The organism is Actinomadura chibensis NBRC 106107 (assembly GCF_001552135.1).
Classification (GTDB): Bacteria; Actinomycetota; Actinomycetes; order Streptosporangiales; family Streptosporangiaceae; genus Spirillospora; species Spirillospora chibensis.
In genome coordinates, this window is sequence record NZ_BCQP01000064.1 from 1 (window position 1) to 24,221 (window position 24,221).

General features: G+C 69.6%; 16 protein-coding genes. 4 read left to right on the top strand and 12 right to left on the bottom strand.

Annotation, left to right across the window (positions count from 1 at the left end; all coding sequences use genetic code 11):
- Window positions 1-2,974: Eco57I restriction-modification methylase domain-containing protein (locus tag ACH01S_RS33520; RefSeq protein ID WP_067901291.1), on the bottom strand; the 2,974-nt coding region annotated here is incomplete at its 3' end.
- Window positions 2,974-6,165 (bottom strand): DISARM system SNF2-like helicase DrmD, encoded by a 3,192-nt coding sequence (gene drmD, locus ACH01S_RS33525; protein ID WP_218010487.1) that lies wholly within the window; start codon window positions 6,163-6,165, stop codon window positions 2,974-2,976. The genes drmD and ACH01S_RS33520, both read right to left, overlap by 1 nt.
- A 505-nt stretch (window positions 6,166-6,670) precedes the next feature.
- On the opposite strand from drmD, the gene ACH01S_RS33530 reads away from it, so the two are divergent.
- Complete coding sequence (locus tag ACH01S_RS33530; RefSeq protein ID WP_067901294.1) at window positions 6,671-7,015, top strand: PadR family transcriptional regulator; 345 nt, start codon at window positions 6,671-6,673, stop codon at window positions 7,013-7,015.
- Window positions 7,012-7,875 (top strand): hypothetical protein, encoded by an 864-nt coding sequence (locus ACH01S_RS33535; RefSeq protein WP_067901297.1) that lies wholly within the window; start codon window positions 7,012-7,014, stop codon window positions 7,873-7,875. The genes ACH01S_RS33530 and ACH01S_RS33535 overlap by 4 nt, the downstream gene beginning before the upstream one ends.
- 51 nt (window positions 7,876-7,926) lie before the next feature.
- Here the strand turns inward: ACH01S_RS33535 and ACH01S_RS33540 are convergent, their stop codons facing one another.
- Window positions 7,927-8,412 (bottom strand): hypothetical protein, encoded by a 486-nt coding sequence (locus tag ACH01S_RS33540; RefSeq protein ID WP_246236823.1) that lies wholly within the window; start codon window positions 8,410-8,412, stop codon window positions 7,927-7,929.
- Between the two features lie 177 nt (window positions 8,413-8,589).
- On the opposite strand from ACH01S_RS33540, the gene ACH01S_RS33545 reads away from it, so the two are divergent.
- Window positions 8,590-9,099, top strand: a complete 510-nt coding sequence (locus ACH01S_RS33545) for a RipA family octameric membrane protein (protein WP_148344493.1) — start codon at window positions 8,590-8,592, stop codon at window positions 9,097-9,099.
- Between the two features lie 22 nt (window positions 9,100-9,121).
- Here ACH01S_RS33545 and ACH01S_RS33550 read toward each other — a convergent pair whose 3' ends face one another.
- From ACH01S_RS33550 to ACH01S_RS33585, 8 genes are read right to left on the bottom strand one after another with little or no spacing between them, the layout of a single operon-like run.
- Window positions 9,122-12,754, bottom strand: a complete 3,633-nt coding sequence (locus tag ACH01S_RS33550; protein ID WP_067901300.1) for a hypothetical protein — start codon at window positions 12,752-12,754, stop codon at window positions 9,122-9,124.
- Window positions 12,751-14,550 carry a TIR domain-containing protein gene (locus ACH01S_RS33555; protein WP_067901303.1) on the bottom strand — a complete coding sequence of 600 codons (1,800 nt, stop codon included), beginning with the start codon at window positions 14,548-14,550 and terminating at the stop codon, window positions 12,751-12,753. Before ACH01S_RS33555 ends, ACH01S_RS33550 begins: the two co-directional genes overlap by 4 nt.
- Window positions 14,551-14,561: 11 nt before the next feature.
- On the bottom strand, window positions 14,562-16,328 hold the full coding sequence (locus ACH01S_RS33560; RefSeq protein ID WP_067901306.1) for a tetratricopeptide repeat protein: 1,767 nt from the start codon (window positions 16,326-16,328) through the stop codon (window positions 14,562-14,564).
- Window positions 16,329-16,367: 39 nt separating this feature from the next.
- Window positions 16,368-16,598: a hypothetical protein gene (locus tag ACH01S_RS33565; protein WP_067901309.1), complete on the bottom strand. Its 231-nt coding sequence runs from the start codon at window positions 16,596-16,598 to the stop codon at window positions 16,368-16,370.
- Window positions 16,570-18,264: a hypothetical protein gene (locus ACH01S_RS33570; protein ID WP_067901312.1), complete on the bottom strand. Its 1,695-nt coding sequence runs from the start codon at window positions 18,262-18,264 to the stop codon at window positions 16,570-16,572. The genes ACH01S_RS33565 and ACH01S_RS33570 overlap by 29 nt, the downstream gene beginning before the upstream one ends.
- The gene (locus ACH01S_RS33575) at window positions 18,261-19,811 is read right to left on the bottom strand and encodes a tetratricopeptide repeat protein (RefSeq protein WP_067901315.1); all 1,551 of its coding nucleotides are present in this window, start codon (window positions 19,809-19,811) and stop codon (window positions 18,261-18,263) included. The genes ACH01S_RS33570 and ACH01S_RS33575 overlap by 4 nt, the downstream gene beginning before the upstream one ends.
- Window positions 19,792-21,813, bottom strand: a complete 2,022-nt coding sequence (locus ACH01S_RS33580; protein WP_067901317.1) for an Hsp70 family protein — start codon at window positions 21,811-21,813, stop codon at window positions 19,792-19,794. Before ACH01S_RS33580 ends, ACH01S_RS33575 begins: the two co-directional genes overlap by 20 nt.
- Window positions 21,814-21,817: 4 nt before the next feature.
- On the bottom strand, window positions 21,818-22,285 hold the full coding sequence (locus ACH01S_RS33585; RefSeq protein WP_067901320.1) for a hypothetical protein: 468 nt from the start codon (window positions 22,283-22,285) through the stop codon (window positions 21,818-21,820).
- An 826-nt stretch (window positions 22,286-23,111) separates the two neighbouring features.
- Between ACH01S_RS33585 and ACH01S_RS45530 the strand changes: the two genes are divergently transcribed.
- A complete protein-coding gene (locus ACH01S_RS45530) occupies window positions 23,112-23,774 on the top strand; it encodes an SHOCT domain-containing protein (protein ID WP_067901324.1) in 663 nt (220 codons plus the stop codon).
- Between the two features lie 44 nt (window positions 23,775-23,818).
- Here ACH01S_RS45530 and ACH01S_RS33595 read toward each other — a convergent pair whose 3' ends face one another.
- Window positions 23,819-24,169 (bottom strand): hypothetical protein, encoded by a 351-nt coding sequence (locus ACH01S_RS33595; RefSeq protein WP_067901326.1) that lies wholly within the window; start codon window positions 24,167-24,169, stop codon window positions 23,819-23,821.
- Window positions 24,170-24,221 lie beyond the last annotated feature (52 nt).

The window sequence follows — 24,221 nt, forward strand, 5'->3', positions numbered from 1 at the left end:
GTGTGCCCCAGACTGCGGCGTATTCCAGGTTGGCGGTGGCGGCGGGCCAGGAGCGGGACTGGATGGCGCGGGTGATGGTGAGGCCGTCGGTGACCATCGCGTCCAGACCGACCTCGCGGGTGTCGCCCTGGGCCACCGTGTTCGTGGCGATCAAGCCCAGAGTGCCGTTCTTTCGCAAGAGAGAGGTCGCACGGAGATAGAAGTAGGCGACGAGATCTGCGCTGCCCCGGCGCCCCTTCGCCACGGTGTTGACGAGCCAGTCGCGGTAGTTCGTGCCCATCGCACCGGTCAACTTCTGGCCGCCGAGGAAGGGCGGGTTGCCGACGATGGCGTCGAAGCCGCCGTGGTCGACTATGACGTCGGGAGCCTCGATGACCCAGTGCAACGGCTTCCAGCGCTCGTAGTCGGTGGCGACGGTCGGCTTGAGGCCGCCATCGATGAGCGCTTCAAGGAATGTGCTGTCGGGTTCGTCGTTGTCGGGGTAAGCGGCGCGGACGGCGACACGGAGGTTCTCGTACAAGGCGTTGAGCGCCTTGCCCGGCTTTCCGCCGACGGGAAGGCCCGCTGCGATCACGCCGTTCGCGATCGTGCGCAGGTCTGACGTCACCTTGTGCGACTCGTTGAGCTGGCGGCGTTTCGCAGCGCTCGTGCGTGCCGGGTCGTTCTCGTCGATCTCGGTGAGGAGGCGGCGACGCAGTTCGATCGCCCGCTGGATTTTCGCGTCGATGTCGACGTCATAGGCGTAGTACTGCTCGATCTGGGTCTTGACTGCCGGGTCGATGTGGAGGCGACGGAGCTGGTCAAGGCTGGTGATGCCGAGGAGGGAGTTGCCGTGGAAGATCTTGTCGTCGACGAAGGAGAACGGCAGGTCACGGTCGAGTGAGACCAGCCAAAGCGAGAGCTTGCACATCTCGACGGCCATGTCGTTGATGTCCGCGCCGTACAGGCAGGTGGCGACGACCTTGCGGATCCCGCGCGTGTAAAGGTCCTTGCGTGTGGCGTTGGCGGGTTCTTCTCTCGTCCACGCCTCAACCAGCCGCTCGGCAAGGTAACGCGCCGCAGCCACGAGGAAGGCGCCGGAGCCGCAGGCGATGTCGGCGATCTTGAGTTCCAGGAGCTGATCGGAGTCCTTGAGCGTCCAGTCCTCTTCGCTGGAGGTTTGATGCGGGCCAGGCGAGTAGCAGAGCGGCTGGAGGGCGTGGAGGACGACGTCCTCGGCCAGCGACTTCGGCGTGTAGTGGGCGCCGGCGTTCTTGCGGGACGGTGTCTCCTTGACGACCAATCCGCCGGACAACACGATGAAGGGCCGCTTGCGAAGGTCGAGCCGGACCAGGCCAAGCCAGGGCTTCACCCGATCGCGCAGCGCATGGTCGCCGCCGACAGCTTGGCTCAGAGCGCTGACGACGCTTGGCTCGACGTCGGCGTTGACGCCCTTGGCGATGGCCGCCGCTGAGGACGGCTTGGCCGAGGGCTGGTCCCTCTCGACGAAGGCACGGATCGCGGTTGCGAGCTTCTTCGGGTCGGGGTGTTCGGCGGCGAGCGCCTCCAGCTTCGCGAGCCCGATCTCCGGCTCCTCGCCGAGGGTGCCCTTGAGCCCGACGGTGACTTCGGTGGCGACGGCAGCCGTGTAGCCGAGGAGGCCCTCATAGATGTAGCCGATCTGCTCGACATCGATGTCGCGGAAGGAGATGCGTCGCGCTTCGCCTTTGATGTCGGCGATCTGGACGGAGCGGAGGACGTGGAGCATCACGCGATCCGAGACGGCTACCGCGAGGGTGCCCTGTTCGTTGGTGGCAACGAGAAATGGGAACCGGCTCGGGTCGAACAGTGAACCGCCGTACGCGGGCATGCGGAGGTTCTCGAAGGTGGCTCCTTGATAGAGAGCCCGGCTGGTGGCCAGCAGCCGGTGCCAGGCGAGCGAGGTGGAGTCGAGCGCCTCCTCGCTCTCCTCTGTTTCACGTGCGATGAGGCGTTCGAGCTCACGGGCGATGCCGTACCCCTGATCGAAGAGCTCGCCGGATGGCAGCAGACCGCGTTCCTCGGCGAAGAGGAGGAAGACGACGCGCATCATGACGGTGACGGCCGCTTCGTAGATGTCGTGGGTCCGGTCGGGCAGCGGGTCAGGGAGACCTCGGCGACGGGCCTCGGCGGCCGACTCGGAGAACGATTGGATCAGCAGTTCGACGGCTCGGCGTACCTGGGCTCCGAGGGCTTCGGTGATCTCCTCGGCGGCGGCTACCGATTGCTCGAACAGGATGGGCAGGCGCTCGGCCGGGTCTCCACCGATGAGGTGCTGACGGCCGATCAGCGCGAAGAAGGCATCGCGGGTGCGGGGCTCTTCGGTCCAGGTGAGCGCGTCAACGACGCCGGACGCCGCCATCAGCCCTTCGCGTGCGCACACCAGTCCCCACCAGCGGCCGTCGGTGACGATGCCGATCGGTATCTTGTTCTCCCGCAGCATCACCTCGACGCGGTCGACCGGATTCGCCGCCCACAGATCACTCGGCGTCTGCCGCAGGGAATCGACGGGGTCGATGACGTAGACGATCGCACCGATGCCGTCGGCGCCGTTGAGAGACGCCTGTGCCTGGATCGTCACAGCGCGGTTGGGGGACTGTGCCCGGACGCCGGGAACCTCACCCCAGGCGAGCGATTCAGCCCAACCGGCAACATCGCGGAGGACGACCTCGACCCACTTGTCGCGCGCCACGCGGTAGGTGTCGAGCACACTGTCGGAATCCGGAGACTGATCGAGGTCCTCCCAGGCGGCCTCGAAATCCTTGCGGGCATCGGTGAGCGCAGCCTTCCGCTCATCGGTGAGGCGGGGCATCCCTTGCGGCCACACCCGCTTGAGCGGAGGGATGGCGAGGAACGGTCCTTCGGTGTCGACGAGTTCGAGCCAGGCCCGGTGCTGGTCGGCGGCGTTGATCGTCTTACGGCTACGGGACGTCGCGCGGCTCTTGGGACGGGCCATCACTCAGCCCACCCATCTGCGTCGTCGCGGGTCAGGGCGAACACGACCGCCGCCGCAGTAGTGTGCGGTTTGACATCCGCGTACCGGTCGGTGATGGCTGCGATCTCGCGGGCCTCTTCGTCGTCGAGCTCGTCGAGTCGGCGGCTCATCGCATCCATGTCACGCCTCCATTGGCGCCGCTGATCAGGATCGGTGAACAACTGGCCCCGCGCCTCTTCCTCCTCGGCCTCCAGCCGAGTCAGCGAATCACGCAGGTTGGCGCGGAACGCGGCGAAGATCTCCTTCGCCCGCTGCACGTCCGCGGCCTGCCTCCTGGCGAGCTGCCCGAGGACCAACTCGTGCCGCCGGTCGGCCCGGGCCCGCATGGACTCCTCTAGCCGAAGACGCAAGGGCGCGTCCGGGACGTTCCACAGCTCACAGAGTTGGTCGCGGACGCGCTCATCGGCGACCGACAGCCGTTCTCGGTCGAGTGCCTTGTCCAACGCGGCTTCGGCCTTCTCCTCCGCCATCGCCCGGCGTCCCTTGAGCCGGACCCCGGCGAGGAAGACCTCCTCATGCAGACGTACGCCTCCGCGGCCGACGAGGACCATGCGGGTGACAGCGGAGACGAACGACTCTTCGAGATCGTCGACCACAACGGCCGTGACGCGGCTCAGCGGTGAGTCGACGCTCCATAGCGCGCGTCGAAGGAGCCGCTGGGCCTTCTGCACGATCGGGTGGCCGAGGTGAACATAGACCAGGTCAGCACGCCCGTCGGCGGCCTCGGGATCGAAGGTGATCGGACGAGGATGTCCGGGGTTGAGGCGCGTGTCGAGACCTCGCAAAGTGCCGTGCCAGCCGGCCGTGAGGGTGGGAACGGTGAAGACCTCGGCGTCGGTGTCCTGAGCGAAGTCGTGGTTCTCGATCAGGGGCGCCTGGTGGTTGATGCGTAACGCGGTATCGACCACGCGGCGGAGGTTGCCTGGATCCAGATGCATATCCGTGCGCGACTCGTCGTAGCCCTGCTCCAACTGCGTCAAGCGGGCGTTGAGCTCCATACCGCCGGCCAACGCGGTGTTGATGACCTCGTTGGTGTCGACGCCCTTCGACTTGGCCTTGGCCGCAGGCCGCTTTCCGAAGTGGCTTTGGATTTCCGCACCGACGATCTGATTGGCGGACCCGAGGTCGTATTCGACCTGTGCGATCTTGCGAGCGATGCGTTCCATAAAGCTCAAGTCGGCACTGTAGGTGGAGGAACCGATCACGGGAACGAAATGGAATACCTGGGGTTCTTCGGTCTGACCGTAGCGGTCGATGCGGCCGATGCGCTGTTCGAGACGGGACGGGTTGAACGGGATGTCGAAGTTCACCAGCCGGTGGCAATAGGACTGCAGATCGATGCCCTCACCTGCGGCATCGGTGGCGAGCAGCACCCGCACCGGCTCCTTGGAGGGATCAGCGGTGAACTGCGAGCGGATGTACTCACGCTCCTCGGGCGGTGTAGAGCCCTGGATCACGGAGAGGCGATCCGCGTTGTAGCCGCGCTGGTTTAAGACTCGGGCGAGCCAGTCGACGGTGTGCGCGTATTCGGTGAAGACCACAACGCGTTCGTTGGACCAGGTCTTCCCGTCGGGACGGCACACAGCGTCAAGAAAGCCGATGAGGCGTTCCAGACGCGAGTCGGGCAGGCTCTCATAGCCCAGCGCCCATTCCATCAGGGTTTCGAGCTGACCAGAGTCGGCTGCTACAAGCGGGTCCGAGCCCTTGGAATCGCGAAGTCTCTCGGCCTCGTCCTGCTCCCACAGTCCTTCCTCGTCGTCGGACTGGCCCTCGCCGAAGATGTCGTCGTACTCCTCATCCGACAGACCACGGCCGGCCTTGGACGACAGGTAGTGGCTCAGGGTCATGCCGAACGCGAACGGGCTGGACAGGAACCGCTTCTTCAGCAGCATCGTGACGATGTCACCGCCCGGCTTGGTGCCGTTCAGCTTCGCGCTCTTGGTCACGATCTCGTCGAGCAGAGAGAACATCTTCTGCTCGGAATCGGACGGGGTGACGTCCAAGGTCTTGACCTTACGCTGCCTAAAGCCTTTGCCGGCTAAGTCGGTCTTGAGGCGGCGAACCGTAACATCCTTCAAGGCAGCGGAGTCCAGATTCGCACCACGAGCGAATCGGCGTGGGTCGATCATCTCCATCAGGGCCGTGAACGACTCTGGGTGTCCATTGTGCGGCGTCGCGCTCAGGAACAGCCGGTGCTCGCACTTGTCCGCGAGGTGGCGGACCGAGATCGTGCGGTGGGTGTCCACCGCGTAGCCGCGGCCTCCGGCGATGACCGACGGGCTCGACGGGGCAACGTGGTGAGCCTCGTCGACCACGAGAACATCGAAGGCGTAACGCCTGCCGGTTTTAGGGTTGGTGGCCTGGGCGTAGACGTCGCGCAACAGGCGCTGAGCGCGGACTCTGGGTAACCAGGCCATGCTCACGATCACTCGTGGGAACATCTGAAACGGGTTGGCGTGGAGTCCGTGGGTGCGCCGGATCTGCGCCATCAACTCCGAGTTCACGATCGTGAACTCCAGGCCGAACTTCTCGCGCATTTCGTCTTGCCACTTCAACGAAAGGCTCGGCGGGCAGACGACCACAGCGGTGCGGGCTCGGTGACGTAGGAATAACTCCTGAATCACCAGGCCCGCCTCGATCGTCTTGCCGAGGCCGACGTCGTCAGCAAGAAGCAGGTTCGCTCGCGGAGCACCTAGAGCACGCCGGAGCGGTTCGAGTTGATACGCCTCGACGTTCACTCCCGACCAGAACGGTGCCTGGTAACGGTTGGGGTCCGCGCTGGTGACCGCCCCCCAGCGCATCGCGTCGATGAACCCGGCGAGCGTGACCGGCTCGTCGAACGCATCGGCATGGATGACATCCGGCAGCCCCTGCGCCGGAGTAACGGTGTGGCCGACCTCAAGCTCCCACACAACCGAGAGCTGTTCGCCGAGCCGATCCTCGTCGAGCGACTGGAGTTCGACCACGTGGGAAAGCTGCGCGGTCGCCTCGTCAGCCGGACTGCGGGGCAGACCCTGAGCCTGAACATTGGCGACCGCCCACATCGCCCCCCGCACCTCGACGACCTGCCCGGGCTCAGGAAGCGTCGGCACGGCCGACCAACTGTTCTCCACACGCTCGTCAGCCTGTGCGACAAATTCGACCTCAGTCACAGGTAGAAATCTTTCCATGCTGGTCCGACATTTGCGACGCGAAAGCCCAAACGTAGACCAAGACAGCCTGCCTATTGCCGGGCGAACAAGCCCGCGTCCACATCCGGACGGTTAGGGCACGGGCGCCTCGTTGCCGACGGCGCCTGCGGCGAACACTCGCCAAGACCGCGCGTTAGCGGCGAAAACGGAATTTAACCTCTTGCGCCCCCTGCGGCACTGGCTCATCGCCATGCTGGGGATATCCGCCAGGATTAGGCGTTGAATCTGCGACGGATGGAGCGGAGGCTGGGCGGGTTAGGCCGATGTTGGGGGACGATTCCCGCGTGCGGAGCCGGACGTGGCTGCGGCGAACGATCTGAAGGTCGTGGGCATCGGCCCCGCGCACGCGGGGTTGGTTCTGCGGGGTGACAGACGGTCGGCCGGTCCGCGACGTGGGGGTGGTCGGTGGGGCTACAGGGGGCGGAGCCTCTTTTGATACTTCGTTGGGCGATGTATCGTCTCGCGTATGGTTAAACGAGCCACGGTGATGAGCGAGGCCGCGTACTTCGTGCTGGCCGCGCTGCTGGACGGGCCGGTGCACGGCTACGGGATCATCAAGAGGGCGGAGGCGCTGTCGGACGGCCGGGTCCGCCTGGCCGTCGGCACCCTGTACGGGGCGCTCGACCGGCTGGCCGGTGACGGGCTGATCGTCGTGGACGGTGAAGAGACCGTCCAGGGGCGTCCGCGCCGCTACTACCGGCTGACCGAGGACGGGCGCTCGGCCGTCACCCGGGAGGCCCTGCGGTTGCAGCAGGCCGCCCGGGTCGTCACCGGCCGCACCTCCCCGCTGACGGGGGACGCCGGAGCATGAGCGGAGTCTTCACCGAACGCTGGTACCGGCTGTTCCTGCGGGCGTTCCCGCCCGGTCACCGCGCCGAGTACGGCGCCGAGATCCTCGGCACGCTGATGGACGACACCCCGCGCCGCGTCCCGTCGGCGCGGGAGACGGCCGGACTCCTCACCGCGGGCTTGGCCGCCAGGGCCCGCGCGACCACCGGGCCCTGGTGGGCGGACGGCACGCAACTCGGCCTGTCGATGCTGGCGCTGGCCAATCTGGCCTACGGCATCGGCGACCACGCCTCCTTGACCTTTCTGGCCGCCTCGGCACTGCTCGTCCTGGCGTTGCTGCGCGGCTGGGCTCTGGTGGCCCTGCCCCTCGCGTTGGCCGTGGCGTTCTCCACCGGCCGGGCCATGCTCGTGGGAGCCGAGGCGACGGGCTGGTCGTCGCATGTCTTCGGGCCCGCGTACCACAACTGGGTGTCGCTGGCCCCGTACGGCGTGCTGGCGATCGGCGCCATCGCGCTCGCGGCCGGGGGAACCGGCAGGCTGCGGGCGCGGCCGTTGTGGTGGTTCGCGATCCCCGCGGCCGCCTTGGTGCTCACCTATCTGCCCTGGGCCCGGGAGTACGGCGAGGCATGGCAGCTGGTCAGGGCGGGCACCGAGAGCGTCCTCCTGGTCGCCGGAGTGCTGGCCACCGCGGTCGCGCGCACCCCGCGCTGGGCAGTGGCCGCGGCGATCTACGTCCTGCCCGGCGTGACCTCCCCGCTGGCGAACCCGCCGTCCAGCGCACAGGACCTCGGCTACTGGCTGACCCTCACCGGACTGCTCCTCGCCATGGCCGCGACAGCATGGCGACCCCATCCCGTCCCCGAACCGCGCCATCCGCAATAGCCCCCGAACACACCGTCGCGGGGTTGGTTCGGTCGCCAGGCTCTGGAACCGTCAGGGTGTTTTCGGCGGGCGGGTTGCGTGAGGGGTCAGGCGCGCTGCCCCTGGCGGCCAGATGATGTCGATCGGGATGTTGGACGCTCGGGCTTGGTGCACCACGTCCGCGGTTCCGCCGCCCTCGCCCGTGCGGCCGTCCCAGACGGCGACGAGGCGTTCGGCGAGCTTCAGGAGCATGGTGTTGGCGGCTTCGTAGGCCTGGAGGTTCGCGGTCGGGGCGGGCATGACGCGAACCTCGGCGGCGGCGGCGAGCAGCCGGTCGAAGGTCTCCGCGTGATCGTCCGGGACGGTCGTGCGCCGGTAGTCCTTCGAGGGGACCACGGCCACCAGCCTGCCCCCGGCGGCGAGGACGCGCTCGGCGAACAGGGAGTCGGCGCCCTGGGCTATGCAGGAGACGCCGGTGAGTCCGGCGCGCGCATAGGGCTTGAGCAGTTCGTCGAGGCTCTCGCGAATGAGGGGGACGCTGTTCTCCGTCAGATCCATGTGACCGGTTACAGCGAGAGTCGCCACGGCGTCCCTCCCGCGATGGAGTTTCCTGACTCGCTGAAATAGGATCCCCCGCAGCCTTTCCCCCGCCTGACGACGCTTGGCCAACTCGGCGATTCCATTGATCAAGCATATCCCGCGCACCGCGGACGCGATTCCGCAATGATCGAAGGCATGACCGGTCTGCGCGAGCACCTCTGGAACGAGTCGATCAATCCGTCCTCCTACACGGACCCCGGAGAGAAGTACCAGAATGCCGTGCTGGAGCAGTACAAGCTGTTCGTCGAGATGGCGGACCGCGTCAGCGCGCGGCGCAATCTGGCCAACACGTTCTTCTTAACCTTCAACTCCCTGATCGTCACCTTCCTCTCGGCCATGCTGCCCGGAGTGCGGGAGCGGCTGTCGGTGTGGACGCTCCTCCCGGCGCTGATGATCCTCGTTTCGGCCTGCGCGGCCTGGTGGATGCTGGTGCGCTCCTACCGGCAACTCAACAGGGGGAAGTTCGCGGTCATCGGCGCGCTGGAGGAACGCCTTCCCGCGCGGCCGTTCTATCCCACCGAGTGGATGGAACTCGGCGAAGGCCGGGATTGGCGGGTATATCTTCCGCTGACGCATGTCGAACGATGGGTTCCGTTGATCTTCATCACCGCCTACACCCTGGGATTCCTCGTGCTGGCCTTCTGAGTCGGCAAGGAAGGGCGGGAGCCTACGGAAGGTAGCGGCGGACCTTCGCGAAGATGGTCTCGATCTCGGCTCGGCGGGCGGGATCGGCGAGCACGTGGTAGGCGTCGGGAGGTCGGGAGTCCCCGACCTGGTCAAGCAGCTCCGCGGCGTGGGAGGCGCACTCCCCGCAGATCCGGGACAGTTCGTCGCGCAGAGCGTCACGCGACGGTCCGAAGGACTTCTTCATCCGCAAGCGGACCTCGACGGCCTGCTGAAAGAGCGACCGGTCGAGGTGGTAGCGGGCGAAGGAGTTCCCCGCGTCCTCTACCAGTAGGCGGCGCAGGCTGGTGGCGAGCGATTCCAGGTCCAGGTCGCCCGGCCGCCGCCGATGCCTGTTGATCGTCACATCGACGACGAGCCTCTGGACGGCGTGCTCGGCCTGGGGTCCGGGCCATCGCCGGATGTCGTCCCGGATCCGCGCGACCGAGGGCAGCGGCCCGTCGGAGACGACCCAGCGCTCGTACGTCTCGATCATCATTCCGCGGGCGACCGTCCAGTCCGGGTCTCCAGGAGCGTGCTTCTCGGCGAGCCCGCCCAGGCGGGCCGCGGCGTCGGCGAAGTCATCGCTTTCGATGGCCAGCCACACCCGGGCCGTCGAGGCCCCCGCGAAGGCGACGGCGCCGGCCTCGGCGAGAAGCGGCCGCGCCCTGTCCTCCTCGCCGACCGCGCGGAGCAGCCGGCCGAGCATGGCGGCGGGCCCCGAGGCGCCGCGGAACCGCGCGACCCAGTGCTCCATGTCCGCCACGGCCGCCAGGATCGCGCGGCGGACCTCCGGATCGGCGACCCCGGCATCCTCCAGCAGGGCCATGGCCGGCTGGACCGAGGGAAGGTACACGGGCTGGGGGTCGTCCAGCAGGTCGAGGTGCCGGTCGGAGACGCCGTTGCGCTGCCAGGCCAGGCAGATGCGCAGGTAGCGGTCCGGGAAGTCGGTCGAGGAGTCGAGCCGCCGCTCGGCGGCCTGGAAGATCTTCTGGACGGCGAAGTCGGCGGCCAGGCCGGACAGGTCGTTGAGCAGGGCGATGTGTCTCGCGGGATCCGCGTGGCCGAGCCGCGCGGCGGCCCGCCGCAGGGCCTCGTCCCGCGGGTCGAGGCGCAGCCCGTCGATCAGCCGCAGGCCGGCGATGACCTCCCCGGAGCTCTCGGTGACGGGCCAGTCGGCGGCGCCGGTCAGCTCGCGGGCGATCCGCTCCTTCCAGTCCATCCGCTCGCGCGCCCAGGCGGCGTGCGCCTCCTCCTCGGCGGGGTCGGTCACCTCGCGGGTGCGTCCGCCGGGATCGCAGGCCGCCTCGTGGGCGGCCCGGAACGCGTCGCGGCACAGCTCCTCGAACGGGGCGCGCACCCGCTCGGGAAGCGGGGCGCAGGCCGTGGCGACGAGTTCCAGCCGGGCGTCGAACGCCGCGTCGAGTTCCGGACGCAGGACCGAGCGCGCCACGCCGAGGCGCGGCACCGCGCCGCGGTACGACAGCGCGCGGTTGAGCTCCTCCAGCCGCAGGTGCGCGACGGCCAGCGCGGCGCGTGCCGGGCTGGTCAGCTCGGCCGGGACGCCGCGCGGCCGCTCGTCCGGCACGTCCTCGGCGGGCGGCCGTCCGCACAGCGCGGCGGTGCCGAAGGAGCCCGCGAGGACGCGGTGGACCCTCGCGCGTTCGGCCGCGCCGCGAGCGGGCGTGCCCGCCACCAAGGCTTCCAGGTAGAGCGCCTCCAGGTAGCGGCGCCACGCCTGGGCCGCGGCGGGCAGGTCACCGGCCCCCGTGTGCGCGACCGCGAGGTTGTGCAGCACCGGAGCGGACATCGGGTTCTCGGTGAGCATCGCCTGCCAATGCCGCCGCGCCTCGACGCTGTGGCCCATCCGGTGCCAGGTCTCGGCCAGGCGCCCGTCGAGGTAGGACCTCAGCAGGACGAGCGCGGAGCGGCGCCGGAGGGACGGCGGGTAGGCGTCGAGCGTCCGCAGGGCACGGTCGGCGTTGTGCGCCAGGGCGCGTTCGGCCGCCTCGACCGCCTCGGCCACGGTCTCCGCCGACGACCGCGGCCCGGCGTCCGGTACGCCCGTGTCCGGCGGCGGGACGGCCGCCGGGACCGGCTCTGGTTCGAGGACGGCGAGGTCCGCGCCGATCGCCGCCGCCTCCGCTGAAGGCCCCGCCGCCGCAGCCGAGGGCGCCGCCGCCTCCTTCGCGAACTCCTTCCCCGCGGAGTGCAGCCTTCTCCCGACCTTGGCGATGACCGCTTTCAGCCCGATCGGTTGCTGAAGGGACTTCTCGCAGCGCTCCAGGCGTGCGTCGAAGTCCGCGGAGGGCGCGAGCGTCCCGGTTTCGGTCCTGAGTTCCTGCAGTTTCTGGAGCCGTCCGACCCGGGCCGCCTCAAGCCGCCGCGCGATGTCGCTCAGGAGCGTCTGATCGGCGCGGGCCCGTGCGTGCCGGTCGGGGTCCCGCACGTCCGCGCCGCGAAGTTGCTTGGCGAGGCCCATGGCGCGCTCCCTGAGCCGTCTGACGAGGTCGGCGTCCCGTTCGAGCGCCGCGAGCCGCTCCTCGGCCGTGCCCGCGTCGACGCCGCCCCGCACCGGCACGTCGGTCAGCGGCTCCGGACGGGCGGCGAGAGCGACCACGGCCGACCTCATCGCGTTGAGGTGGGGCGTCGGATCGTCTTGACCCCCCTCCTCGGCGAACCACCGCGCCGCCGTGTAGGCGCCGAGGTCGGGCAGGGCCAACGGACGCCACCACAGGCGCCGCTGGTGGATCAACGCGATGAGCAGGTCCGGGAGGCGCTTCTCGGCCAGGCAGGCGGCGAGCCGGCCGGGGAGCGCCTCCTCGTCGGCCTCGAACAGCTCGCAGACGAGGTCGAGCAACCGGCGGGCGGGCCCGTCCTCCGGCGGGAGCGCCCCGGCCAGCCGCCTGACGGTCGCGGACGGGTAGCCGTGGACCATCCACTGCACCGCGAGGATCACGAACGCCGAGGTGCCCCCGGTGCGCGGGGCAGCGAGGCGGGCGGTCCGTTCCAGCGCCTCGGCGACGAGGTCCCGGGTCCGCTTGCTGGTCGGCCGCCGCAGGTCGAACCCGGCGTCGATGTCGTGCATGCCGGACCAGCGGCACCGGCCGGGCCGCAGCACCGACGCGACGGGCCCCTCGGGGACGGGCGGTGGCGCCGCGGAGTCGTCGGGCGCTTCGGAGCGCGCGAGGACGACGTGGTCGTCCCGTCCGGCCCGGACGGCCGCGGCGATCTCCCTGGACCGCGGGTCCCGCCCGCCGCCGCCCCGGCGCCGGTCGTGCAGGTCCTGGTGGACGATCGACAGGTGCGCCCAGATCCGGTGGTTGGCGGGCGCCGACTCGGCGGCGGCGGTGAGCCATTCCAATGCGGCGTCCAGCCGTCCGTGCCGAAGGTGGATCAGGCCGATGTGGTACGGGTGCTTGGGATTGACGGGATCGACGCGGTGGGCCCGCGCCAGGAGGGACACGGCCTGGCCGGGCTCCGTGCCGGGCAGGACGGCGAGCCGGAAGCAGGATTCCGCCAGCGCGTCCGTCTCCTCGGGGCGGAGGCGGTGGCCCTGCTCGAAGCGGTCCCACAGCCGGTCGGCGATGGCGTGCAGCTTCTCGGGCCGGGTCTCTAGGCCGACCGTGGTCGTCACGTCGTCTCCTCCATCGAGGGCTCCGGCGAGAGCTCCGGCGAGGGCTCCGGTTTCGCGGCGCCGGTATCGAGTTCCTCCGTCGGCAGGATGAAGATGCGGTGCCCGTCCGAGGTGGCCACCGTGCGGCCGTCCTGCGAGATGGCGAGGGGGTAGGCCGAGGTGACCCCGATGCGGCCGTCGCACATGAGGACGTGCGAACGGTCGGGATACTCGAACACGACGAGTCGGCCGTCGTGCGTGGCGCAGACCGGCCGGGCTCCGGGGACGGTGCGGAAGCCCAGGTGAACACCCAGTTCGGTGTCGAAGCTGACGCCGACACCGTCGTCGTTGAGCGCGATCGACAGCTCCGGCCCGATCAGGGCGTCGGCGACGGGCTGGACGGGCAGCTCGGCCACCAGGGGCCGCGAGGCTCCGTCGTCGAGGCGGTAGATGTGCCGCTCGCCGACGATGATCGTGTGTCCGGGCCCGCGATGGACGCCCAGCAGCAGCCGCTCCAGCGAGTGCTTCGCCCCCGCCCGGCCCCCCTCGTACACCGTCAGGGCGCCGTCCAGGTCGGCGACCAGAAGCCGCCCGCCCTCGCCCCAGCGGCCCCGGCCGTCGACCGCGAGGTGCTGCACGCCCGCGGGATGCTCGATCAGCACCTCGGGCTCCGCGTCTTCGGCCAGCGACCAGACGGTGCCGTTCCACATGCCGACGAGCAGGGTGCCCCCGTCGAAGGCCAGCGCCCCGGGGACGGCCAGGCCGGGGGCGCGGGCCAGGTCCACGGCGCGGGTATGGCCGTCGGGCGTGGCCACCACGACCCGTCCGGTCCAGTCGGCGACGGCCAGCCGCCGCGCGCCGCGCGCCCACAGCCGAGGCGGCGACGCCAGCCGGACGGCGCCGTCGCCGCGCGATCGCCGCTCGAAGCCGTGGACGGTCAACCGGTCATCGTCGAGGACCACCAGGGCGGGGGCGTCGGAGAAGAAGAACGGACGGCCGCTCGTCATGATCGACGGAGGCTCCCGGTCCTGGTCGGCGGGCTGCGCCCGGGCGGGCCGCGGCGGCGGGCTCACCCGGATCGGCGGGCTCTCGGCCGACTCGCAGCCGGGGGCCTCGGCCACCAGCCGGACGGACGGGACCGGCACGCGGAACGACAGGTCGGCGAAGTCAGCCGCGCCCCGCACGGTGGTGGCGACGAGGGTGCCGTTGAGGCCGGGATCGGGCGGCACGACGGTGAGCGCGACCGGCTCCCCGCTCTCCGGGACCGGCGTGCCGTCGGCGCCGACGACCGTGACGCGGACGGTCGGGAGGGTGCGGTTGACGACGGCGTCGGGGACGGCGGTCTCGAAGCGCAGCCTCCGGCCGCTCGCGGCCGGGCGCAGGTCGAGCGCGTCGCGCAGGTGGTCGAACCATTTCGGGTGGGTGACCGGAAGCCAGTTGATCCTGTTCGCGGTGAAGGCGATGCTGTCCTGGGCCGCCTCGTCCATCAGAACGGGGATGAGCTGGGCCTTCTTGGCGTCGGTGAGCCGGACGGCCTCATGCAACTCCGAAAGGCAGATTCCCTTGGAGAAATAGCGCGGCGTGTAGAGGGCGACGATATATCGGGAGCCGCGCAGCGCCTTTTCCAGGTAGTGCACCCAGTCGACCCCGACCGGCGTCCCGCCGTCCCGATCGACATCGAGGAAGATCCGCGGTGGGACGCCCTTGGCGGTGACGCATTTCTGCAGATCGTCGGCGAGGTCCCTGGCCTTCCGGTAGTCCTCGCGCGCGTAGCTGATGAAGACGTCCCATCCGTCGTGGGTCTCGGGCTCGGTCATCCCCCCGCCCTTCAGCGGATGATTCGGTCGGTGGCGTTCAGCAGATCCTGGAGCGTCTTCCGGGCGCGCGGGTCGGCCGCCGTGCTCAGTACCCGCCGTGCCTCCCGGTTGATCGATCTCAACTCGTCCATGCCGAGCAAGGTCTCCCTGTCGGCGCCATAGCCGCCGCGGATGTGCCGGCTCGACGACCGGTGCCCGTCCAGGCGGCGAGACTCAAGCATCGCGCGGTCGACAAGGGATTGGACGGTCGACACCTGCTCGGCCCAACGGTTGAACCGCTGGACGAGTTCGGAGACCTCGACGCTCTCCATGGCCCGCTCGACGTCCTTGAGCCGCTGGTCGACGGCTTTCGTCAGTTGGCGCACCTGGGTGGCGCTCTGCCTGGTCGTCGCCATGGACCGCACTTCGGGCAGGCGCTGCCGCAATTCGCGCATTCTTCGCCGGAAGTCGGCGAGTTCCTGGCGCGTGGGCTTGTCGGACACCGCTTCCACGGCGGCGTTGTGCTCCTCGACCGCCGCGTTGATGGCGAGGACCTGCGGCATTTCCCGGGCCGTGCGCAGCAGCCGTTCCGTGTCGGGCAGCGACGGGTCGCCCGCGGCTGTCTCGGCGGCCGCGATGGCCTTTTCCGGTTCCCGTCCCTGGACGCACAGGCAGATGGCATAGATGAAGTTCGCCACGGGGAAGCGCGGAACGACGTGCAGCAGTCCGGCCAGGACGCGCTCGGCCTCCGCGAAACGCCCGTCGATCAGCAGCCGGACGGATTCGCGGCCGTCCTCCTCGGAGATCAGCGCGTAGAGCCGGGCCACCCGGTCGGCCGGGCCGCGCGGCTCCGGAAGCGGCTCCGCCGGCGGATGGTCGCGTTCGCACAGGCCGGAGAGAAACGTGTCGAGGTCGCGGAGCACCTCGGTTTCGCGCCATTCGCGGTCGGCCCTCGCCAGCTCCTCGCGGGCCCGCCGGTAGGCGCCGTCGCGCAGCGCGCGGACGGCCGGCCCCGCGACCGTCCGCACCACCGCCGCCTCCAGTGCGTCGGCCAGGACGCGGAGTTGGCCGGTGTCCCCCTCGGCCTGCCGCAAAGCGGCCTTCGCGGTGCGGAGCGCGGATTCGAACTCACCGTTCCGCGCTTGCGTGACGGCGAGCAGGTATGGGGGTTCCGGTTCCTCGGGGGCCAGTTCGATGAAGCGCCGCAGCCGGTCGGCGGCGGCGTGCGGGTCCCGCGGGGACGCGTCGAGGAACGCCGCCATTTCCTGCTGGGTGAGAATGGCGCGCAGTTTGGCGCGGAGGTCCCGGACACCGGTGCGCAGTTCGGGGTCGTCCAGCGGCTCGTCCCGCATCGGGCGCAGGACGCCGAGCGCGGTCATCAGGCCCGCCCCGCCCAACTGGTAATGGCAGTACGCCGACAGATAACGGGCTTCGGGATGTCCCGGGGAGATCTGGAGGAACTCCGCGAGCTGCGCCAACGCGACCGAGTATTCGCCTTGGGCGATGTTGCCGCGGGCGTCCTCAAGCAGGTCTTCGCCGTTCTCGCCGAGGTCGAGGGAGTCCTCGGCGCCGCGGTCGCCCTGACCGGGCAGGACGAGGGCGGGCAGCGCCGGCTCCCGTTCCGGCCGCCGCCGCCCGATCTCCTCCAGCCGGCCGAAATGCTCGCTCAACTCCGCGCCGCCGAGGAACGGCAGGGACAGCAGGTCAGGAAGCCGCGGCGGCGCGTGCGGCAGGGCCAGCGAGCCGGGCCGCGCCGATTCCGCGGCCCGGCCTTCGGCCGCTCGGTCTTCGTCGGTCATCGGTGTCCCTTCCCCGGCGTCCGCGGCGCGCGGCGGACGTCAGCCGGGCAGATCATCTGGGTCGGGTACGGCGCCGAGGGCTTCTTCGGCTATCTCGCGGCACAGCAGGTACTCGGCTTCCTGGTCGAGTCGCAGCATCAGCGGGAGGGACGCGGGCAGGGACGCTTCATCGAAGAGCTGCTGCTCGTCGGGAGAGCGGTGGTATTCCACCGGCGGCAGCCGCCGCACGAGCCGTTCGCGGTCAAGCGTCGGCCGCTCCCAGGGCGTCATCCGTCGCTTCCACGCCGCCCAAAGGCCCGCTCGGTTCGGCCGGGAATGGTGCGGCGATAGCCGGCTCGTCATCGTCCAATTCCTCCTGGGGGAGCAGCAGTTCTCCGGTCGCCTTGAGGATTTCGAGTTCGCTGTGGTGCAGCGCCTCCGCCTGCTCGGTGAACGCCAGGGCGACGTCGTCCAGCTCGGTCAGCCGTTCTCGCATGAGGACGTGGGAAGGAGCGTCCTTGGGCAGATCCCGCAGCCGGGGATAGACGATCAGGTCGATGCGGCGGCGCATCGCGTTGATGCGCTGCTGCAGTTCGTGCGGGGACGCGGGCCGGTGCGGCAACACCAGATCGTCTCCGAGGTCGTCGCCGTACAACGCGAACCGGTCGCGCAGTTTCCGGAGTTCGGCGCGGTGCGGCGCCGAGGCCGTCGGATCGGCGAGGAGTTCGTGCACCAGCCGGAGGAAGCGGGAAACCGCGTCGCCCTGGCTCCCGAGCGCGCGTTCCTTCTCCACGAGATCGAGGACTTCGGGCACGACGATGCCCTTGGCCGTCCGCATTCCGCTTTCCAGGAGGGCGAGGGACGCCTCCCGCTGCTCCTCGCCGTTCGCGAAGTAATAGGTGATCAGGCCCTCGATCAGGGACGCGTCGCCCAGTTGGGGGTCGGCTTCGCGCAACATGTCGGCGCGCTTCATCAATTCCGCCCGATCCCGCGCGGCGAGCTCGCCCGAGAGCGGACGCGCCCGCCACATCCGCAGGAGCGCGACCAGCCGGAGCAGCGCGATCACGGCGCGGAGCTGCCTCCGGTACTCCTCGGCCGCGTCCGTCGTCCGTTCCGGTCGATCGGCCCGCGCCGTCTTCGCCTTCTTCGCACCGGCCTTGGGAACGTCCGGGACGCGTTCGAGGAGTTGGGCCAGGCGGGCGTCGAGTTCGTCGGGGACGCCCGCCGTCCAGTCGCAGGCGATCAGCCCGAGTTCGGCCTCGGTCGTGTCCCGTCCCAGCGCGACGGCACGCTCGCGCGCCGTCACGAAGGCCGTGCGCGCGTCGGTGGGCCGCTGGTCGAAATGGGACTGGATGCCGTTGAGCACGTGCAGGCTGTCCGCCGCCTTCGGGATCTCGGCGGTGAGCTCGCCCAGTTCGCGGACCCGGTCGAAATGGCGTATCGCCGCATCGGTCTCGCGCCGCCGCCAGTGCGCGCCCGCCAGTTGCAGGTGCGACGCCGCGGCCGCGCGCCGGGCGGCGGGCCTTGCGGAGAGCGAACCGGCGTGCCGCTGGAAGAGCTCGACCGCGCGTTCGTGCCGTTCCAGCTTGTGCTGGAGCCACACCGCGAGATGCGCGGTGGCGGGGTCCTCGTCGGCCGCGGCCGCCAGGCCGTCGACGGTGGCGGAGGCGACCCAGTACTGGTCGGGCTGGAAAGTGCCCAGCATGGCGCGGACGAACGCGTGAGCGAAGCGCGCGTCGGCCAGGGCGCGTCCGCGGGGACCGGCGCTCACCGCCTCTTCGAGGAGCCGGTCGGCGGTTTCGAGTTCCGCCCGCTCATTCCCGTCCTTCTCCAGGAGGGCGAGCGCCTCGCGCAGCGGCACCCGCCACCGGCGCGGTACGACGACCAGGAAATACCAGCCGCCCAGCGCGCACAGGACCAGTAAGAAGGCGCACGCCGCCGTGAGCACCGTGGTCATGATTCCCCCTCCGCACCATTCCCGCCCTTTTCGCGCTCGCCCCGCTTTGCCTCGCGGGCATTCCGGAGTTCCTCCTCGAATTGCGCGAGCAGCAGGCCGTGCAGCTCGATGGTGGCCGCGTCCATCGACTTGTTGGCGGTGACGCGGCGCAAGCCCTTCCTGATCACGCCGGCGATCTGTTCGGCTTCGTCCAGGCGGTCCAGCAGCAGGAAGGTGGTCCCGTACACGATCATCAGGTCGATCCGCCACCACATCAGGCCGTCCTCGCCATGAAGCCATCGGTGGGCGAACGAGTTGGCCTCGCGCAGCCTCCCCTGCCGGATGAGGTGACCGGCCATCGTGGTCGCGTGCGCACGCCGCTCGGCCTGCGGCAGGTGGTGGAACGCGGCCCGCAGGGTGGTGTCGAGCCTGCGGGCGAAGGAGTCGTCGATGGCTTCGGAGAGGAGCGTCAGGACGGTCGTCCACAGGTCGCCGATGACGGACATCTGCTCCGCGTACGCCTCGACCCGCTCGGGGTCGGTCTGGACGGCGCGGTCGAGCAGCGTCAGGGCTTCGAGCGGCGAGCCCGCGTCCTGGTAGGCGATGGTGGCGGCGAGCACCAGCACGTCGTAGTGGGGGTCGTCGACCAGGATGGCGCGGGCGAGGGAGAGGGCCTCGTGCGGCTCGCCGGCGTCGCGCAGGGACCGCACGGCCGTGACCGGGTCCATGGCGTCCCTGGCGCGTTCGAGCCGGTCGACGAGCCAGGCCACGTCGTCGTCCCCGCGCTCCTCGGCCATGGCGGCCGGGCTGGTCAGCTCGCGCAGCTCGTCGAGGACGGACCTGATCGGGCCCACGCGTCGCATCCAGCCTGGAAGCCTGCCGTCGAGACGCTCGCCCGACGGCGCCACGGCGCACGCGGCGCGGTGCAGCAGCCGTTCGGGACCCGCGTCGGAGACGGCGCCGAAGCAGCGCAGCGCGGCGACCGCGAGGGCGTACAGGTCTTCGGCCCGGCCCACCTCGGCCTGCCCGCGTGCCAGGTTCGGGGCGAGGTGCAGCACGCGCTCGGGCCCGGTCATGAGCTCGGTGAACGAGGGCACGCCCCAGCGGGGCAGCGGCAGGAGCTGCGTGCCGGAGTCGGTGAGGACGATGTCGGCGGGCATCGGCATCATGCCGGGCCCGAGCGAACTCCACCACCGGGTCATGGCGCGCAGCGCCACGATGACCGCGTCCACCCGGTTGGCGGGCGCGGGATCGGCGAGCGCGTCGGCGAGGCTGCGCCGCCCGCGGGTCTCGTAGCAGACGACCTGGTACCAGCGGCCGCCCAGATGCTGCTGGTCGCCGCCGGCGCCGGCGGCGACCACGGGAGCGAGGCCGGGACGGCGCGCGAGGCCCTGCCAGCGTTTCAGTTCGTCGCGGTGGTCCGCGCTCAGCTCGGCGCGCGGAATGAGGCGGTAGCAGCGCTGCCGCTCGGGGGCCCGGTACAGGGTCCCGCGGCGGCCGACGCCGACGTACTCCGCGTCGAGATCCCGGGCGATCCGCTGGACGGGTTCATCGGCGGGCGCTGTCATAGGCGTCCTCAAGGCGGTCGGCGAGGGGCTCAAGCGCGTCGGCCGCGGCGTTGGAGCGGACCGCGGCCGCGAAGTCCCCGAGCGCGGCGGACAACTCCGCCGGCGCCCCGTGGTTCGAGACCCACCCGATCACCTTGCGGACCATTCGCCGGTACTCGGCCGGGACGGTGTCGGGGTCGATCCGGGGCACGTCCTCGGGTGCGAGGCCCGGCCCGGGCGCGGGGCCCTTCTCGGGAGTCGCGTCGACCGGGGGCGGTACGGCGAATTCGGGAACGGCGTCCGCTTCTCCGGTCGCCGCCGCGTCCTCGTTCCCGGCCGGTCCCTCCTCGTCCGCCTGGGTGGTCCTCAACCGCTGGAGCCGCAGGCGGCTCTCGGCGAGCATGTCGATCCTTCCGATGCTGGTGCTCTGGCGGAAGGTCGCCTCGTACTCGCGGTCGACGTTGACGTGATGGACCTTCACTTCGAGAAGGCCGTTGACGTCGAGCGTGAGGATGACGTCGAACTGGTGGAAGCCCGCCGGGCGGGGCTCGATCTCGTCGAGGAGGATCGAGCCGATCCGGGTGTTGTTGAAGACGACGTCCGACTCGCCCTGGTAGATGGGGATCTCGACGTTCTGGGAGTCCTTCTGGTTCGTGTAGGTCCGTTTGCGCTGGGTCGGGATCTTCTCGCCGCGCGGGATGAGGGGGCTGAACCGGTGCTCCTCCACCCCCACTCCGAGGGTGTGCTCGGTGATGAGCCTGATGTCGAAGTCGTCCTCGTCGGCTGGACGCTCCGCCGTCGGACGCCTGTTCAGGTCGAAGCCCTCCGACGGCTCGAAGCGGTGGGCGAGGATCGCGGCGCCGCGGGCGACGAGGGTGTCGGGGTCGCCGTCGGCGCGGACGAAGTCCCCGTCCTTGCCGAACCGGTCCATCAGCATGTCCCGCACGAGGCGAATGCGGGTCGAGCCGCCCACCAGCAGGACGGCGTCGACGTCCAACGGGGGCGCGTCCTCGCCGCCGCCCGCCATTCTCAGGGCCTCGTCCACCTTCTCCAGCGACCGTTTCAGCGTCGGCTCGATCAGCGAATCGAACTGGGCCCTGTCGAGGGCGATGGGCTCCGTCCCGTCGCCGAGGGAGATCGTGGTGGATTCCTGGCGGGAAAGGTCGATCTTCGCCTTCTCCGCGGCCGCCAGCGTCCGCAGTCGCTCGTCCTCGCTCGGAGCCGTGCGGCCGAGTTTCTCGTTGAGCCATTCGGCGACGGCCGCGTCGAAGTCGCCGCCGCCGAGCCGCGGGTCGCCCGCGGTGGCGAGGACGTTGATCTGGTTCTCCCGGGTCTCGATGATCGACACGTCGAAGGTGCCGCCGCCGAGGTCGAAGACGAGATAGATCCTGGGTTCCTCGTCCTCCCGGTCCACCCCGTAGGCGATCGCCGCGGCCGTGGGCTCCGGGATCAGCTGGCGGGGGTGCAGCCCGGCCAGCAGCGCGGCCTCCTCGGTGGCCTTCTTCTGGCGTTCGGTGAAATAGGCGGGAACGGTGACGACCGCGTCGTGGACCTCTCCGCCGAGCCTCCGCTCGGCGACCTCCTTCACCCGCATGAGGACCAGCGCGCTGACCTCCTGCGGCCGGAGCCACTCGCCGTGCAGCCGGACCCGCAGCGGGTCGTCCTTCTGGAAGGACGTGCCCTTGGCGCCGAACTTCGCGAGCGTCTCTTCGGTGAAGAGCTCGCCCATCTCGCGTTTGATCTCGATGATGGTCTCCCGGCCGCGGCCCGGGAGGCTCATCGCCTCCTTCGCGGCGGCGCCGACGACGATCCGCCGGGTGGCGGGGTCGAAGGCGACCACGGAGGGGGTCGTGTCGGCGGGCACGTCGAACGAGTCGTCCGTGATGATCTTGGCGCTGAGCTCTTCGGTGTCGAAGGCCGCCACGGCGGAGAACGTCGTGCCCAGGTCGATGCCGATCACTCGGTGCAGGTTCGGGTTCGTGGCGTCCATGCTCTTGTCGTCGTCCTTGGCGAGGCTTTTCACGGGATCAGTCGAACTCCGGGGAGTCGAGCAAGGGGGTCGGTGTGAAATCTGCGGTGAAATCGGTTCGGGTGGTGTCGTCCGGGAAATAGACCGTCTCCCCGGCATCGAGAAGAAAGGCTTCGAGCTCCCGGCGCAGGGCGGCGAGGCACGCCGCCCGGTCGTCGAAGACCGGAGCCCAGGCCGGTTCCAGGCGCATCAACGGCAGCGGCGGATGCTGCGCGTCGTAGGCCTCTCTCGCCTCGCCCTTCTCCAGGTCGAGGCCGGTCATCTCGGAGATCGTCTCTTCGTCCGCGCCGCCCGCCTTGAGACGGGCGGCGAGCCTGTTCGTCGCCGCGCGGATCTCCCCGGCCGTCGCCTCCGGCGCGACGCCGAGCCGCGCGTACTGGGTCGAGCGAGGGAACACGAGCGGAAGGGCGAAGAGCGATGTGACACGCCCCCGCACCTCGTGACCTGAGGAAACGGCGTCCCGCATGAATGCCCCCTCATTCCATGTCGCTGTCATCACCCTCCCCAGGGCTCCGCTTGCGCGAGCGATCTATGGCGACGGCCTGCGGCTCCCCCTTAACGAAAAACGGCAGACAAGCATTGTGACCGCCCACCCCGGGACCCCTCCCGGTACAGGCGAAGGTCAGCCCGAGACCCACACGCCACGCCGGAGTCGAGAAAGCGGGTGGACGTGTACATTCCCCCCGATCACAGGCACCGGCGTGACGGCACGCATCGCCACGACCTGGAAGAATGGTGCCGAAGCAGCCCCTTGCCGACCATCTTCCTGATCAACGAACTCGCTCGGCACCCCGCCCGAGTTTGGAGACCGCGGCCGTAGCGAGAGCATAACGCAGCCAAATTGGAGCTCGCGGGAAGTTTCGCGGATATCCGTCCACTACGCCACACGAACGCCGAGGTCAAGGGCACCTATGGGTATGGCCATAATCCCAAATGTCGCGTTCCCTCACCCAACCACGGAAGTGATCAACCCTCCCCCGACCGACACCTTAGCCACCCCGGGCGGAACGGAAACGACAGCGCCGACCAGGCCATTACTACGCGCAGTCATGTTCACCCCGAGAGAGGCGCCACCTCACGAGCACGGCACCGCACGACCAACTCAGCGACGGCCGATACCAGAAGACCGAATCCCACTTCGATCACACGATCCTCAAACCGATATGACCCCTTCATCCCCCAACGCCGGGTACGCGGCCGCCTCCTCGTGTCAACCGCGGCGAGCGTGAACGCGTCCAACCAGGGCGAACACCGTCTCGCCCTGCGATGGGCCCGTGCCGAACAGGTAGCCGATGACCGTCCATTCCGGCCACGAACAGATCATTTGGGAAGGCGAGTCCCGCAACGTCACCGCCCGCGCCACCGGCGGGCGGTTCACCCTGCACTACCGGCTCAGCACCCACTACCTGTACTTCGAGACTGGGGGCATCGGCCTCACCAAGCAGGAACAGGTTCCGCTCATCAACATCCAGGACGTCGACATCTCCCAGACGCTCCTGCAGAAGCGGCAGGGCATCGGGAACGTGCTCGTCCACATCGTTCGTCCGACCGGCCAGCGCGAAACCGCGGTCCTCGACTCGATCCTCGAACCGTCACAGGTACGCGACCTGATCAACCACACCGTCCACCAGGTTCGTATCGCGGCCCACCAGCGGCAGGTCGACGAGGCGCGCGATCTCGGCGTCCACCGCTTCGAGCACACGGGCCAGGGCCCGCGGATGCCCAGCGGCTACAGCACCGGCGGCTACCCCCAGGTGGCGCCACCGGCCGGGCAGTTCCCACCGGCCCTGCCGGTGCAGCAGCCCAACAGCCTCCAAGCCGCGCCCGCCGTTCAGGCCACCACACCCGAACAGGTCATGGCACTCCTCAAACAACTCGGCGAACTCCGCGACGCCGGTGTGGTCACCCCCGAGGAGTTCGAGGCCAAGAAGAAGGACCTCCTCGACCGCCTCTGACACGCCCCTAGTTCGGCCTCCGAGGACACCACCGTGCTGGTACTTCAGGCCAAGAGGGTCCTGTCCTTGATGAGGATGGCGGGGCGGACTTGTATGTCGAGCGTGCCGCGAGTTGATTCCGTCTGGAAATCGACCTCGATGGCGGTCGACTTGGCGTCTGAGCGCAGTCGGAGGCGTTCGGCTCCTTCGCGGAAGAGGTCGAGCAGCAATTCCTGTTGTCGCTGAAGTTGGAGCCTTACGGATCTTCCGGGGATGTCGTATGACAGCGTCAGGCTCTCGCCTTCCCCGCCAGGGAGGCGCACAATTCGCGTCATCTCCTCCGAGGCTGACAGTTCCGGTTCGACGCCCAGGACGTCGAGGATCTCCGCGTCCTCGGGAACTTCGAACTGGTCCATCAGGGGCCTCCACGGGGAATGAGCGTCGTCAGCCGGTAGCCATTCTCCGTCA

Coding starts and splice junctions, on each gene's coding strand:
- ACH01S_RS33530 (WP_067901294.1), top strand. CDS start 6,671: ATGGTTAAACGAGCCACGGTGATGAGCGAGGCCGCGTACTTCGTGCTG.
- ACH01S_RS33535 (WP_067901297.1), top strand. CDS start 7,012: ATGAGCGGAGTCTTCACCGAACGCTGGTACCGGCTGTTCCTGCGGGCG.
- ACH01S_RS33540 (WP_246236823.1), bottom strand. CDS start 8,412: ATGGATCTGACGGAGAACAGCGTCCCCCTCATTCGCGAGAGCCTCGAC.
- ACH01S_RS33545 (WP_148344493.1), top strand. CDS start 8,590: ATGACCGGTCTGCGCGAGCACCTCTGGAACGAGTCGATCAATCCGTCC.
- ACH01S_RS33555 (WP_067901303.1), bottom strand. CDS start 14,550: ATGACCGAGCCCGAGACCCACGACGGATGGGACGTCTTCATCAGCTAC.
- ACH01S_RS33560 (WP_067901306.1), bottom strand. CDS start 16,328: ATGACCGACGAAGACCGAGCGGCCGAAGGCCGGGCCGCGGAATCGGCG.
- ACH01S_RS33565 (WP_067901309.1), bottom strand. CDS start 16,598: ATGACGCCCTGGGAGCGGCCGACGCTTGACCGCGAACGGCTCGTGCGG.
- ACH01S_RS33570 (WP_067901312.1), bottom strand. CDS start 18,264: ATGACCACGGTGCTCACGGCGGCGTGCGCCTTCTTACTGGTCCTGTGC.
- ACH01S_RS33575 (WP_067901315.1), bottom strand. CDS start 19,811: ATGACAGCGCCCGCCGATGAACCCGTCCAGCGGATCGCCCGGGATCTC.
- ACH01S_RS33585 (WP_067901320.1), bottom strand. CDS start 22,285: ATGCGGGACGCCGTTTCCTCAGGTCACGAGGTGCGGGGGCGTGTCACA.
- ACH01S_RS45530 (WP_067901324.1), top strand. CDS start 23,112: ATGACCGTCCATTCCGGCCACGAACAGATCATTTGGGAAGGCGAGTCC.
- ACH01S_RS33595 (WP_067901326.1), bottom strand. CDS start 24,169: ATGGACCAGTTCGAAGTTCCCGAGGACGCGGAGATCCTCGACGTCCTG.